Origin of the sequence: Rhizobium sp. 768_B6_N1_8, assembly GCF_051811225.1 — a bacterium.
Classification (GTDB): Bacteria; Pseudomonadota; Alphaproteobacteria; order Rhizobiales; family Rhizobiaceae; genus Rhizobium.
Genome location: NZ_JBPWPV010000001.1, coordinates 3,745,625 through 3,759,935, shown reverse-complemented (window position 1 = coordinate 3,759,935; position 14,311 = coordinate 3,745,625). Strand labels below are relative to the sequence as shown.

At 60.0% G+C, this 14,311-nt stretch carries 7 protein-coding genes and 1 pseudogene; 4 read left to right on the top strand and 4 right to left on the bottom strand.

Annotation, left to right across the window (positions count from 1 at the left end; all coding sequences use genetic code 11):
* Positions 1-51: 51 nt before the first annotated feature.
* Positions 52-1,104: a threonine aldolase family protein gene (locus AB8B33_RS19315; RefSeq protein ID WP_439016556.1), complete on the bottom strand. Its 1,053-nt coding sequence runs from the start codon at positions 1,102-1,104 to the stop codon at positions 52-54.
* Positions 1,105-1,645: 541 nt separating this feature from the next.
* On the opposite strand from AB8B33_RS19315, the gene gltB reads away from it, so the two are divergent.
* The 3 genes and pseudogenes from gltB (at position 1,646) to AB8B33_RS19300 (ending at position 8,948) form a co-directional block, all read left to right on the top strand.
* The gene (gltB, locus tag AB8B33_RS19310; protein WP_439016555.1) at positions 1,646-6,370 is read left to right on the top strand and encodes a glutamate synthase large subunit; all 4,725 of its coding nucleotides are present in this window, start codon (positions 1,646-1,648) and stop codon (positions 6,368-6,370) included.
* Between the two features lie 223 nt (positions 6,371-6,593).
* On the top strand, positions 6,594-8,048 hold the full coding sequence (locus AB8B33_RS19305) for a glutamate synthase subunit beta (RefSeq protein ID WP_439017278.1): 1,455 nt from the start codon (positions 6,594-6,596) through the stop codon (positions 8,046-8,048).
* Positions 8,049-8,305: 257 nt separating this feature from the next.
* A pseudogene (locus AB8B33_RS19300) lies at positions 8,306-8,948 on the top strand (hypothetical protein).
* 39 nt (positions 8,949-8,987) lie between these two features.
* On the opposite strand, the gene AB8B33_RS19295 reads toward AB8B33_RS19300, so the two are convergent.
* Positions 8,988-10,199 (bottom strand): SGNH/GDSL hydrolase family protein, encoded by a 1,212-nt coding sequence (locus tag AB8B33_RS19295; RefSeq protein WP_439016554.1) that lies wholly within the window; start codon positions 10,197-10,199, stop codon positions 8,988-8,990.
* A 192-nt stretch (positions 10,200-10,391) separates the two neighbouring features.
* Positions 10,392-11,615 (bottom strand): lytic murein transglycosylase, encoded by a 1,224-nt coding sequence (locus AB8B33_RS19290; RefSeq protein WP_439016553.1) that lies wholly within the window; start codon positions 11,613-11,615, stop codon positions 10,392-10,394.
* A gap of 203 nt (positions 11,616-11,818) precedes the next feature.
* Here AB8B33_RS19290 and galU point away from each other — a divergent pair, with 203 nt between their 5' ends.
* The gene (galU, locus tag AB8B33_RS19285) at positions 11,819-12,706 is read left to right on the top strand and encodes a UTP--glucose-1-phosphate uridylyltransferase GalU (protein WP_310383622.1); all 888 of its coding nucleotides are present in this window, start codon (positions 11,819-11,821) and stop codon (positions 12,704-12,706) included.
* 6 nt (positions 12,707-12,712) lie between these two features.
* Here the strand turns inward: galU and AB8B33_RS19280 are convergent, their stop codons facing one another.
* Complete coding sequence (locus tag AB8B33_RS19280; protein ID WP_439016552.1) at positions 12,713-14,245, bottom strand: outer membrane beta-barrel protein; 1,533 nt, start codon at positions 14,243-14,245, stop codon at positions 12,713-12,715.
* Positions 14,246-14,311 lie beyond the last annotated feature (66 nt).

Below are 14,311 nucleotides of genomic sequence, written 5' to 3'. Positions count from 1 at the left end.
GATATTGGCGGGATCTTGTTTTGTGACCGTGATGGTTGCCGTTGCAGGAACTCAGGCCGCCAGGCACTTCAGGAAGCCATCGACATCAGCTTCGGTGGTGGCGAAACTGGTGACGAGGCGCACGAGCGTTTCGCCTTCCGAAACGAGGTCCGGCATGCCGGCCGGGATCGGCCACTCGTAGAATTTTGCGCCTCTGCCCTCAGCCATCTTTGCCGCTGATTTCTGAATGACTGCAAAAACTTCGTTTGAGGCGGTCGGCCAGGCGAGCCGAGCCGAGTTGCTGGCGCCGATGCCTGCGCGCAGACGCTCGGCCATGCCGTTGGAGTGACGGGCGAGATCGAGCCAGAGGCTATTTTCGAAATAGGCGTCGAACTGGGCGGAGATGAAGCGCGACTTGGAGAAGAGCTGGGCGGCGCGTTTGCGGATGAAGGGCATTTCCTTCGCCTGTTCAGGATTGAAGAAGATGATCGCCTCCGCGCACCAGCAGCCATTCTTGGTGCCGCCGAAGGAAAGGATGTCGACGCCGCGTTTCCAGGTCATTTCAGCAGGCGTTGCGTTGAGCGCGACAAGCGCATTGGCGAAGCGGGCGCCGTCCATATGCAGCGGCAGATTGCGCTTCTTGGCAATGGCGGAAATTTCGCCGATTTCCGGTAGAGAATAGACGGTGCCGATTTCAGTCGCCTGGGTGATGGTGACGGCACTTGCACGACCATGATGGACCGCGTCTTCAGGGAAGGTGGCAATCTTCGCGGACAGTTCTGCCGGATCGATTTTGCCGAAATCGCCGGCGACCGGCATCAGGCGGGATGCACCGGAGAAGAATTCGGGGGCGCCGCATTCGTCCTGGGCGACATGGGCTTCCTGATGGCAGAAGGCGATGCCGCCGGGGCGTTGCACGCTTGCGAGCGAAAGCGAGTTGGCGGCGGTGCCGGTGGCGACGAAGAAGACCGAGACCTCGCGTTCGAAGATTTCGGAGAAGCGGGCTTGAACCTTCTTATCGTAGTCGCTGTTGCCGTAGGCGGCGGCAAAACCGGCAGATTCAGCCAGCAGGCGCTCGGCAATGGATTTATGGGCGCCAGCCCAGTTGTCGGAAGCAAAAAACATGGAAGAAACCATTGAAAATGATGGGGCGGGAGTTCGGAAAGGGACATTACGCCAAAGCTTCACAGGATCAAGCGCGGAAGTCCTGATCCATCACAGAAATTGAACCTCGTAATCAAAAAACAAAATACTTTCTCGATGAGCAATTTTATGTCGTGGTTTCGACTGATTTGGCAATCTTCCGTCGCAAATTGACGTTTTTTTAAGAGCACACTCTTGCGAAGAGGAATTGTTTCTGTCATTGAACTGATGAACTAGGACAGGGTTGCTGTCCTATTTTGGCCTTCCCGGCCGAAGAGGCGCCGAAAGCCCTGGAACAGAGCGGCTTTCACGCTATAGTTCTTTCGAGTGCTGAGCCTTCACATGGCGGCGCGCGGAGGCGAATGGCAGGCGCGGAACGCGACGGTTTGCTTTCCCCAAGCAGACGTCTGCGACCGGATCTTCACAATGCAACAGCGCTGTCACGCGCCGGACCTATCTTAAAGGGTGCGGTGCGCGACGAAAAGCCGCCCGCAGCCCCGCGGGCTTCGACAGGAGGAAGACGATGACGAAGAAGACGCCATCCACGCAGATTGACCAGTTCGCAGCAGCAAACGTGCGCGCAACGGCCAATACGCGTAAATTCGCCTCCGGCTTGCCGAAAAAACAGGGGCTCTACGATCCGCGCAATGAACATGATGCCTGCGGTGTCGGCTTCGTTGCGCATATGAAGGGCCAGAAGTCGCATCAGATCGTCAAAGACGGTCTCTTCATTCTTGAAAACCTGACGCATCGCGGTGCCGTCGGCGCCGATCCGCTGATGGGCGACGGTGCTGGCATCCTCGTGCAGATCCCGGATCGCTTCTTCCGCGAGGAAATGGCTCAGCAGGGCATCACCCTACCGAAGGCCGGCGAATATGGTGTCGGCCATGTCTTCATGCCGCGCGACGAAAAGCAGATCGAGCACTTCAAGAAGGTGATCAAGGACGTCATCACCGAAGAAGGCCAGGTCCTCATCGGATTCCGTGACGTTCCGGTCGACAATTCCTCGCTCTCCAAGGCGCCGGCAATTGCCGCGACCGAGCCGCATCACGTGCAGGTCTTCATCGGTGCCGGCAAGGATGCCGCGACGAACGACGAATTCGAGCGCCGGCTCTTCACGCTTCGCAAGGTGATCTCCAACCGCATCTATGACGAGTTCGACGGCGAGGAGAGCCACTTCTATCCGGTGTCGCTCTCCAGCACGACCGTCGTCTACAAGGGCATGTTCCTGGCCTATCAGGTCGGCGCCTATTATAAGGACCTGGCGGACCCGCGCTTCGAGAGCGCCGTGGCACTCGTGCACCAGCGGTTCTCGACCAACACCTTCCCGTCCTGGAAGCTTGCTCACCCGTACCGCATGGTCGCCCATAACGGCGAAATCAACACGCTGCGCGGCAACGTCAACTGGATGGCGGCGCGCCAGGCCTCTGTCTCCTCTCCGCTGTTTGGCGAGGACATCTCCAAGCTCTGGCCGATCTCCTATGAAGGCCAGTCGGACACGGCCTGTTTCGACAACGCGCTCGAATTCCTCTTGCGCGGCGGCTATTCGCTTTCGCATGCGGTCATGATGCTGATCCCGGAAGCCTGGGCTGGTAACCAGTCCATGTCGCCGGAGCGCAAGGCATTCTACGAATATCATGCTGCTCTCATGGAACCTTGGGATGGCCCGGCTGCCGTTGCCTTCACCGACGGCAAGCAGATCGGCGCGACGCTCGACCGCAACGGCCTGCGTCCCGCTCGTTATCTCGTCACAGACGATGATCGCGTTATCCTCGCCTCCGAAGCTGGCACGCTGCCGGTTGCCGAAGAGAGCATCATCCAGAAGTGGCGCCTACAGCCAGGCAAGATGCTGCTGATCGACATGGAAGAAGGCCGCATCATCTCCGACGACGAGGTGAAGGCGCAGCTTGCGAACGCGCATCCCTATCGCAGCTGGCTTAACCGCACGCAGCTTATCCTTGAAGACCTGAAGCCGGTCGAACCGCGTGCGCTTCGCCGCGACGTTTCGCTGCTCGATCGCCAGCAGGCCTTCGGCTACACGACCGAGGACACCAAGATCCTGATGTCGCCGATGGCGACGACGGGTCAGGAAGCGATCGGCTCGATGGGCACGGATACGCCGATCTCGGCCATGTCTGAGAAGTCTAAGCTGCTCTACACCTACTTCAAGCAGAACTTCGCGCAGGTGACGAACCCGCCGATCGATCCGATCCGTGAAGAGCTCGTCATGAGCCTCGTCTCATTCATCGGTCCGCGTCCGAACATCCTCGACCATGAAGGCATGGCGAATGCCAAGCGCCTCGAAGTGCGCCAGCCGATCCTCACCAATGGCGATCTCGAAAAGATCCGTTCGATCGGTCACACGGAAGACCGTTTCGACACCAAGACGCTCGACTTCACCTATGATGTGGAGCGTGGCGCCGAAGGCATGCCGGAAATGCTCGATCGTCTCTGCGAGCGCGCGGAAGCGGCGGTCAAGGGCGGGTACAACATCATCGTGCTCTCCGACCGCCAGATCGGCCCTGATCGTATCGCGATCCCGGCGCTGCTTGCGACCGCTGCCGTGCACCATCACCTGATCCGCAAGGGGCTGCGCACCTCGGTCGGTCTCGTCGTCGAAACCGGCGAGCCGCGCGAAGTGCACCATTTCTGCCTGCTGGCTGGTTATGGCGCCGAAGCGATCAACCCCTATCTCGCCTTCGACACGCTGCTTGACATGCATGCCAAGGGCGAATTCCCGAAGGAAGTCGACGCCAGCGAAGTCGTCTATCGCTACATCAAGGCTGTCGGCAAGGGCATCCTGAAGGTCATGTCCAAGATGGGCATTTCGACCTATCAGTCCTATTGTGGCGCGCAGATCTTCGATGCGATCGGCCTGCAGTCGGAATTCGTCGACAAGTACTTTTTCGGCACGGCGACGACCATCGAAGGCGTCGGCCTGGAGGAAATCGCCAGCGAGACGGTCATCCGCCACAAGTCAGCCTTCGGTCGCGATCCGCTGCTCGCCAGCACGCTCGATATCGGCGGCGAATATGCCTACCGCATGCGTGGCGAAAGCCATGCCTGGACGCCGGATGCCGTGGCTGCCCTGCAGCATGCGGTTCGCGGCAATGCCGAGGATCGCTACCGCGAATTCGCCGAGATGGTGAACACGTCGGCGCTCCGTATGAACACGATCCGCGGCCTCTTCAAGATCAAGAGCGCTGAGGCACTCGGCCGCAAGCCGGTGCCGGTCGACAGCGTCGAGCCGGCGGTCGATATCGTCAAGCGCTTCTCCACGGGCGCCATGTCCTTCGGCTCGATCAGCCGCGAGGCGCATACAACGCTGGCGATCGCCATGAACCGGATCGGCGGCAAGTCGAACACCGGTGAGGGTGGTGAAGAGAGCGATCGCTACATGCCGCTGCCGAATGGTTCGTCGAATCCCGAGCGCTCGGCCATCAAGCAGATCGCATCCGGCCGTTTCGGGGTGACGACGGAATATCTCGTCAATGCCGACGTGCTGCAGATCAAGGTTGCGCAGGGCGCCAAGCCCGGCGAAGGCGGCCAGCTGCCCGGCCATAAGGTCGATGCGGTCGTTGCCAAGACCCGTCATTCGACGCCGGGCGTCGGCCTGATTTCGCCGCCGCCGCACCATGACATCTATTCGATCGAAGATCTGGCACAGCTGATCTACGACCTGAAGAATGTCAACCCGACCTCGGATGTCTCGGTCAAGCTTGTCTCGGAAGTCGGTGTCGGCACGGTTGCCGCCGGTGTTGCCAAGGCGCGCGCCGACCACATCACGGTTGCCGGTTTCGACGGCGGCACGGGCGCTTCACCGCTCACCTCGTTGAAGCATGCAGGCTCTCCCTGGGAAATCGGCCTTGCCGAAACCCAGCAGACACTGGTGCTGAACGGTCTGCGCTCGCGCGTTGCCCTGCAGGTTGACGGTGGTCTGAAGACCGGCCGCGACGTCGTCATCGGCGCGCTGCTTGGTGCCGATGAATTCGGCTTCGCGACGGCTCCGCTGATCGCTGCCGGCTGCATCATGATGCGCAAGTGCCATCTCAACACCTGTCCGGTCGGCGTGGCGACGCAGGATCCCGTCCTGCGCAAGCGCTTCAAGGGCACGCCGGAGCACGTCATCAACTACTTCTTCTTCGTCGCCAACGAAGTGCGTGAAATTCTGGCCTCCCTCGGCTTCACCAGGCTCGATGAGATCATCGGCGCTTCGGAACTGCTCGAGAAGGACGAGATGCTGGCGCACTGGAAGGCTAGGGGACTCGACTTCGCGAAGATCTTCCACAAGGTCGATGCACCGAAGGAGGAGACCTACTGGACGACGCGCCAGAAGCACCCGATCGACGACATTCTCGACCGCAAGATGATTGCGGCGGCCGAGCCGGCGCTGGCATCGAAGACGCCCGTTGCCTTCGAAGTCGACATCAGGAACGTCGATCGTTCCGCCGGTGCGATGCTCTCGGGCGAGGTGGCCAAGCGTTATAACCATCGCGGCCTGAAGGAAGACACGATCAACGTCACCCTCAAAGGAACAGCAGGCCAGAGCTTCGGCGCATTCCTGGCACGCGGCGTGACCTTCAACCTGATCGGCGACGGCAATGACTATGTCGGCAAGGGCCTCTCGGGCGGCAAGATCATCATCCGTCCGCCGGAGAACTCGAGGATCGTCGCTGAGAACTCGATCATCGTCGGCAATACCGTTCTCTACGGTGCGACCGAGGGCGAGTGCTACTTCCGCGGTGTCGCGGGTGAGCGTTTCGCAGTTCGTAACTCCGGTGCGATCGCCATCGTCGAAGGCGTGGGCGACCACGGCTGCGAATATATGACGGGCGGCGTGGTCGTCGTGCTCGGCGAAACGGGCCGCAACTTCGCGGCCGGCATGTCGGGCGGCGTGGCCTATGTTCTCGACGAGGCCGGCGATTTCGCCAGCCGCTGCAACATGGCCATGGTCGAGCTCGAGCCGGTTCCGGAAGAGGATGACATGCTGGAGAAGCTGCACCATCACGGCGGCGACCTCATGCACAAGGGACGTGTCGACGTCTCCGGCGACATGACGCGTCACGACGAGGAGCGCCTATACCAGCTGATCTCAAACCACCTGCACTACACGGGCTCTACCCGCGCCAAGGAAATCCTTGAGCACTGGGCTGACTACCGCCCGAAATTCCGCAAGGTCATGCCGGTTGAATACCGTCGCGCGCTTGAGGAAATGGAGCGCAGCCGGATGGGCATCGCTGCCGAGTAGTTGCACCGAACAATCCGCCACGCCTGAAAAGCGCGTGGCGGGTGACTGAAATATCTCAATGACACACGACGATGAGCCACGAGCTTGAAGCTTGTGCAACTGCGTGGATGGCGACAGGGGATATGTTCGAATGACGGTCAAGACAAACAACCTGCCTCCGCGATCGAGGCTGAACAGACAACTGGCCGCGGGCGAGGCGGTCATGAGGGTAAGGGACGAAAATATGGGTAAGGTTACAGGTTTTCTGGAAATCGACCGGCAGGTAGCGAAGTATCAGCCGGCGTCGGATCGTATCCGTCATTTCCGCGAATTCACGATCCCGATGTCGGACCCGGAAGTGCAGAAACAGGCGGCCCGCTGCATGGACTGTGGCATCCCCTATTGCCACGGCCCGACCGGCTGCCCCGTGCATAACCAGATTCCGGACTGGAACGACCTCGTCTACAACAACAACTGGGAAGCGGCGATCCAGAACTTGCATTCGACCAACAACTTCCCGGAGTTCACTGGCCGGGTCTGCCCCGCGCCTTGCGAGGAGGCCTGCACGCTGAACCTCGAGGATACGCCGGTCGCCATCAAGACGGTCGAACAGGCGATTGCCGACAAGGCTTACGAGCTCGGCTTCATCCGTCCGCAGCCGGCAACGATCCATACCGGAAAGAAGGTTGCAATCATTGGCTCCGGCCCTGCCGGCATGGCGGCCGCCCAGCAACTCGGTCGCGCCGGCCATGACGTGCATGTCTATGAGCGTGAGACGAAGCCCGGCGGCCTGCTGCGTTACGGCATTCCGGATTTCAAGATGGAGAAGAACTTCATCGATCGCCGCGTGGAGCAGATGAAAGGCGAGGGCGTGACGTTCCATTGCGGCGTCAATGTCGGCGTCGACGTCAAGGTCGAGCAGCTGCTCGCGGATCATGATGCCGTGCTTTACTGCGGCGGCTCCGAGACGCCGCGTGCTCCCGGCATTCCGGGCATCGATCTCGCCGGTGTTCACGATGCAATGCCGTATCTGGTTCAGCAGAACAAGCGCGTCGGCCGCGAGAATATCGACAGCACCGGTTGGCCGTCCGATCCGATCCTGGCCGGCGCCAAGCATGTCGTCGTTGTCGGCGGTGGTGATACGGCGTCGGACTGCGTCGGCACGGCCTTCCGTCAGGGTGCGGTCAAGGTGACCCAGCTCGACATTCGTCCGCAGCCGCCGGAAAAGGAAGACAAGCTCGCCGTCTGGCCGTTCTGGGCCACGAAGATGCGTACCTCCTCTTCGCAGGCCGAAGGCGCGATCCGCGAATTCCAGGTCGCCACGCTCGAATTCGTCGGCGAAGATGGTGTCCTGACAGGCGTGAAGTGCTGTGAAGTCGATGAGCGCCGCCGGCCGGTTCCGGGTACGGATTTTGTCATCAAGGCAGATCTTGCCTTTATCGCCATCGGCTTCAGCGGTCCGTTCAACGACAGCGTGCTGAAGGAGCTCGACGGCAAGCTGATACTCAATATCGACAAGCGCGGATCGACCAACGTCGTTGCCAACGACCTTGACTACAAGACCTCGATCGACAAGCTCTGGACGGCGGGCGACGTGCGCCGCGGCCAGTCGCTGGTGGTCTGGGCAATCCGCGAAGGCCGCCAGGCTGCGCGCGCGATTGACGAGGCGCTGATGGGCTCCACCGTCCTGCCGCGCTGATCGGCCACAAACAATTCGTCGAGCAATAAAACTCCGCCGCATTCCGGCGGAGTTTTTCGTGGTGCGACCGGTTGACGCGCCGCGGCTTCCGGCAAGCTTCATGCAATTCCCGAGCTGCAGTTTTCCTGCGTATGCAGGCCCGAACCGGCCTGCGGCGACTGGCTGGACATGCCCCCGCCCGTTCAGTCGTGAGGCGTTTCACTGTTGGCCGCGGCGCAAGGGACATGGTTGCTGCGGACCATCACAAAGGACAAACCATGGTTTCCGCAATCGACAGTACGCGGCTGGTCTCAGCCCAATACGCCCTGAAGAACCTGCGCGGTTCCGATGACGACAACAATCAGAGTGCCACCAATTCCTCCAGCGCTGCCAGTATCCTCAGCAGCTATGGTCTCGACCCGGACACATCCTCTCTGCTTTCCAACAATGCGCTTGCAAGCCTGCTCGACACGCTTTCGGCGCAGAACGACCAGACGGACGAAACGACCGACACATCGAGCGAAAATCCCGATGTGACGAGTTCCTCCTTCAATGGCCATGCTCAAAAAGCAGCTTGAAGAGGCGGCCGAACAGGAAGGCACTGATGGTATGGCGCATGATATGCTGGCTGCTCTCGAGAACGGTACGCTGACGGTCTCCGATCCGACGCAGGGCGTTTCCATCACCGCCTGGGATGTCGAAAATCCGGATGAAGCGAATACGGACAGCAAGCCTGGCACCGATATCGAGGCCAGCGGCTGGAACGACTTCCTCAATGCGCATCTGAAGCGCGGCGACGACGCCTCATTCGTCAAGCAGGCCGGTCACCGTGTGGATAAGGTCGACAACAGCAATGCCTATTTCGGCCAGATCGGCTCTGACTTCTATTATCTCACCTGGCCGCAGGCGACAGCCAAGTAAGTCCCGATCATTGATGAGGGCCGCTTTAGCGGCTCTTTCTCATTTCACGGATACTTCGGCAGTCGTCTTCAGTGTCGGCATGCGATAGTCGTCGATACGGCCTGCGGGCGCCGGCGCCATCTCTCCCTGTTCGACCAGGAGATCGCGCGGCGATTTCGTCAGCGTCACCGGCGGCGTGTTGCCGGCACCGAGCAGTTCTGCTCCACCGTCGAGGTTCGGGTCGGAGAGGCTGATCGGCTGCGTATGTTCGACGGGATTGGTCGGCAGCGTCAGCGCCGGCAGGTTGCCGGGGTCGAGGCGCACGAGGTCGGGGCTTGCCTGGGTGCCGAGAATGCGGCGCGCCGGTTTTTCCACGTAGAAGGCGAGCTTGCGGCGGCCGGCCTGCGTGAGGTTGATGCCGTCAGTGGTGCGCAGGCGCACCTGCTGGCCGTTGACATCAGAACCGGTGACGATGAACTTGCCATTCTCATTCACAAAGCCGTCCCAGATATCGACGAATTCGCCGCCGATGCTTTCCACCTGATTGCGGTAGAGCTGGTTCATCTGCACGGCATCGGCCGTCATCGAATCGGATTCAAAGGCAGGAAGTCCGACCCAGAGCAGCGGGATCTTGCGGCTCGTGATCTCTTTGCCGAAGGCCAGCACGCGGCGCTGATACTCGGTAAACCAGCCGTCGGTCCGAAATTTTTCCTTGCCGGCATCGGTCACCATCTGCTGGCGATCATTGGCGCCGATCATGACGACGACCATTGCCGGCTTCAACTCGTCGATCATCTTCGGCAATTCGCCGGGCCAGTTGTAGTAGTCGTCGCGCACGAGGCCGGAAGAGACATTGCTGCGGGCCTCGATTACGACGCCGGGCGAGGTTTCAAAGGCGGCGGTGAGGCCGTCGCCCAGGCCGCCGGCGAGAAAATCACCGACGATCAGGATTTTCTGGGCATTGTCCAGCTTTTGGACCACGGGTTCAGCGGGCGCGACCGGCGCCGTGCGCATTGGCGTCACGGCCTTCTGCGCGGCTGGGCGCCTGCGTTGCTGTTGTTGCCGCCGCGGTTGGCCGCGCATTTCGGGCTGCGGGTTCTCATCGATGTAACGGCGACCGAGAAAGAAATCGAGGATGGAGCGGCGTTGATAGCGAAGCTCCTGCGCCTCAGCATAGTCGGCCGGCAGCATCGAACCAAGGCAAAGGGAAAGCGTGGCTGCGGCAAGCGCAAGCCCACGAATCCATCGGGTCCGGTCAATTTGTCTTGTCATCGGGCAGTTCCGCATCTGCCGGGCATCTTGCATAGGCAGCTGCTTTCCGTCCACACCACCAATATTATTTAGGTCAGGCTTTCCCCGCTTCTACAGCATCGGCCCGAAAATCGGAATGATTTTCGGAAAGCACGATACGTAGATTCAAGGAGTTAGAATGTCCTTTGTGCGTCCAAATGGACGCACGACGCGCTAACGGCGCAGCGCGTCGAGAAGCGAAAGTGAAGGCTCACCATCCGGCTGCATGCCGATGCGCTCCTGAACAGCGGCGATGGCTGCCTTGGAGCCGGAGCCGAAATTGCCGTCGACATCACCACTGTAATAGCCGAGCGTCTTCAGGCGTGTCTGCAATTCGAACTTCTCGGTGATGTCGAGCGCACCTTCCGGACGCGGCCAGCGCTGCTGCATTCCGCCAAAGCCGGCAATCTGGTCTGCAAGCAGGCCGACGGCGAGCGCATAGCTGTCGGAGGCATTGTAGTTCTTGATGGTGAAGAAGTTCGCCGTCATCAGGAAGCCCGGACCATCGCTACCTGCCGGCATCTTCAGCATGGCGCGGGTGTCGCCATCCTTGAAAGGCTTGCCATTCGGACGCTTCAGGCCGAGTGCAGCCCACTGGGCGAGCGTGCGCGTCTTGCCGACCTGCTGTGCGGCAGATGCCGGTACTGCGACCTCGTAGCCCCAGGTTCTGCCAGCGTCCCAGCCGTTCTTCATGAGGAGATTGGCTGAGGTCGCCAGCGCGTCGGGCACGGAATTCCAGATGTCGCGATGGCCGTTGCCGTCAGCGTCCACCGCATAGAGAAGATAGCTCGTCGGGATGAACTGGGTGTGGCCCATGGCGCCAGCCCAGGAGCCGGTCATCTCCTTGGCCGGCACGTCGCCGTTCTGCAGGATCTTCAGGGCTGCGATCAACTGCTTCTTGGCAAATTTCGCACGCTTGGGATCGGCAAAGGCAAGCGTTGCCAATGCGCGGGGCACATAGTGAAGGCGCTCATCCTTAGCGAGAACTGCGCCGTAATTTGATTCCATCGACCAGATGGCGAGCAGAATCGATTTATCGACGCCGAAGTGGCGCTGGATCACATCCAGCGTCTTGGCATGCTTGGCGGCCATCTTACGGCCGATTTCCACAGTGTAGGGATTGACGCGGGAATCGACGTAATCCCAAATTTTAGATGTGAATTCAGGCTGATAAGTCGCCTTTTCCAGCACTGTGGGGTCAGGTTCGCTTACCCCGGAAAAGGCTTTCTGATAGGTTGCCTTACTGATGCCACTCTGCGCGGCAGTTTGGTAGAAGTCCGCGATCCACTTCTGGAACCGGGCATCAGCTTTTGCGTTATTGGGGGCCAGTCCGGTCGCGGTGGCGACAACGAGGGCGAGAGCAAGACCACGAAGGGAGTTCATATATTTCTGGGTCATCGGCAGTCGTATCCGTCATCTTCAGTTTTAGCCTGGGCGGTACGTCATGTCCGTCCTACGCCGAAATTACAGGAACGGAGTCAACAAATTCTTTACCATGCCCGGCCGGTCCAGTCACCATTTGCAAAACGGTAGCAATTCTATACTAGTTCAAATCGATGTAGCGTTCGTTAAAAGCGGTATAGTCAAAACAGGAGGTCGATGTGGCTCTGAATAAGAAAGTTCGCAAGGCAGTATTTCCAGTCGCAGGTCTGGGAACGCGGTTCCTTCCAGCCACTAAAGCGGTTCCAAAGGAAATGTTGACGGTCGTCGATAAACCAATCATTCAGTATGTTGTCGACGAAGCACTTGAAGCAGGCATTGAACATCTGGTTTTTGTTACTGGTCGTAACAAGCATGTCATCGAAGATTACTTCGATATTCATTTCGAACTTGAGCAGACGCTCAAGGAGCGCGCCAAGAAGGCGGAGATCACCCTGCTGCAGCAGCAGCTTCCCAAGGCAGGCACGGTGAGCTTTACCCGTCAGCAGGAGCCGCTCGGCCTTGGCCACGCCGTCTGGTGCGCCCGCGAAATCGTCGGCGATGAGCCTTTCGCACTGCTTCTTCCCGACATGATCATGAAGGATCAAAAGGGCTGCATGAAGGGCATGATCGAGCTCTACGAACACAGCGGCGGCAATATCATCGCTGTCGAGGAATGCGCTCCCGACCAGGCTCACAAATATGGCATCGTCGGCGTTGGCGAAGCTATCGGCGAAGGCTTCCGGATCACCGGCATGGTTGAAAAGCCGGCCAAAGGTACGGCTCCTTCAAACTTCTTCATCAACGGTCGCTACATCCTGCAGCCGGAGATCTTCAAAATCCTGGAAACCCAGGAACGCGGCGCAGGTAACGAAATCCAGCTCACCGACGGCATGCTGAAGCTACTCAAGGAGCAGGATTTCGCTGGCTACCACTTCAAGGGTGAAACTTACGACTGCGGCGCCAAGGATGGCTTCATCCTCGCCAACGTCGCCTTCGCTCTTGAGCGTGCGGATATCCGTCCGACGGTTGAGGGCGGCTTCAGGGACCTTCTCGCCGGCCTGAACTAAGGCCCTTCAGCGCTTCACCTTGAGACCGACGCCGGCTCGCCATTGCTGCGAGTCGTCGCCTTCCTTGCGTGTCGTCAGCTCGTAGCCAAGCGTGCTGGTGAAGTCGAGGTAGCGGTTGATGTTCCAGACAAGACCTGTCGAGGCGGTGTAAACCGTCTCGTCGTTTATCGTGCTGCCGCTCGGATAATCGCGCAGCGTCACGCCGCCGATGACCGTCGCCACCAGATTGTCGCGCAGCTGATGATCGACGGTAGACGTTAATTGATGCGAGACATAGCCGCTTTCACCCGCTGCGGTGGAAGGCTGGATGCTGGTCTGGAGGTCCAGATTGACATTCGTTCCGCGGATCGGCGACCAGAGCAGGCTAGCGTCGAGTGTCGCCGTATCGATCGATTTCAGCCTGTCATCATCGAAATCCGCCGTCGCATAACCGACCGCGACCTCGCCCTTGAGTTTTTCGCCCATATCGACCTGAACGCCGCCCTTGGCGCCGTAGCTGTCCCCCGAACGCCGATAACCGGAGGAATCGGTGCGTTCATCATAGTTGGTCTTGCCGATCGACGCCTCGATGAAGGGAATGAGTGCCGGCGAGAGTTCATAGCCGATGCGGCCGCGCACCGTGCCCGTGGTCTGGTTGCGGTCACTCATGGAGACTGTCGTGCCGTTGGAGAGTTCGGCATCGGAATAGATCGAGCGCGAAAGCGCAACGGCGGCGGTTCCCCGCAGGATGCCGAAGTCGTGCTCAATGGAGGCGCCGCCGGTAAATTCCTGCACATCGGATTGCTGATCGGCGTTGGTGATCGCATCCGGATCATCAGTGTCTTCGCGGTAGAAATTATAGCCACCAGTGATGTGGCCGACGGTATCGCGCGTCAGGTCCAGGCGCAGATCGCCATTGATCTTGAAGGATGGCTGTTCTTCACCCTCGCCGCTGATGTTCTTTTGCCAGGCGCCCTCGGAGGTGACGGTCAGCTGATGCCGGCTCCAGTCGGAGGTCAGCGTCGCGCCCATATCGGTCTCGAGGAAGCCGCGGCTCTTTTTCGTTCCACCGTCCTTCGTGGTCTCGGTATTGATCGTTTGGGTGACGCTCGGGCGCAGGACAAAGCTGCCGAGAGGGATGCCGGGCGTCTGCTCGGTCGAGATACTTTCCGGTACCTTGCGCGCCGGCGTTTCGTCCAGGCGCGGTTCGCGGGTGTTCAGCCTGCGCATATCCTCGTCGAGGATCGCGCCGGTAATCTCATCGTCGGGCTGTGTTGTCGGAGTGCGGCCAGCCGCTGCGTCCGAATCCTGATCCCGGACATTGTTGGCAGGAGTGGTCGCGGCATCGCCCGTATCGCCGAAATCCGGCGCCGCATTGTACGTGGTTGCGCCCTGTGTGGCTGTCGTGCGGGAATTTGCCGTGCTTGCCGGTGCTTGTTGAGACGTCGTCTGCTGTGCGAAAGCGGCGGGCACGAACAGCAGGCCGATAGCCGTGATGGAGACGGCACGGCTCATGGCGCGGAGCGGCGTCACACTGCTCGTCTGTTTTCCCTGGCCCATTCAATCCGCGCCTGAAATGCTTCGAAGTCTTACCCAAGCGTAAAGCCTTGTGGTTAACCATTCGTT

Bases quoted from the DNA above. Each gene is read 5' to 3' on its own strand.
- AB8B33_RS19315 (WP_439016556.1), bottom strand. From the start codon at position 1,104: ATGTTTTTTGCTTCCGACAACTGGGCTGGCGCCCATAAATCCATTGCC.
- gltB (WP_439016555.1), top strand. From the start codon at position 1,646: ATGACGAAGAAGACGCCATCCACGCAGATTGACCAGTTCGCAGCAGCA.
- AB8B33_RS19305 (WP_439017278.1), top strand. From the start codon at position 6,594: ATGGGTAAGGTTACAGGTTTTCTGGAAATCGACCGGCAGGTAGCGAAG.
- AB8B33_RS19295 (WP_439016554.1), bottom strand. From the start codon at position 10,199: ATGACAAGACAAATTGACCGGACCCGATGGATTCGTGGGCTTGCGCTT.
- AB8B33_RS19290 (WP_439016553.1), bottom strand. From the start codon at position 11,615: ATGACCCAGAAATATATGAACTCCCTTCGTGGTCTTGCTCTCGCCCTC.
- AB8B33_RS19280 (WP_439016552.1), bottom strand. From the start codon at position 14,245: ATGGGCCAGGGAAAACAGACGAGCAGTGTGACGCCGCTCCGCGCCATG.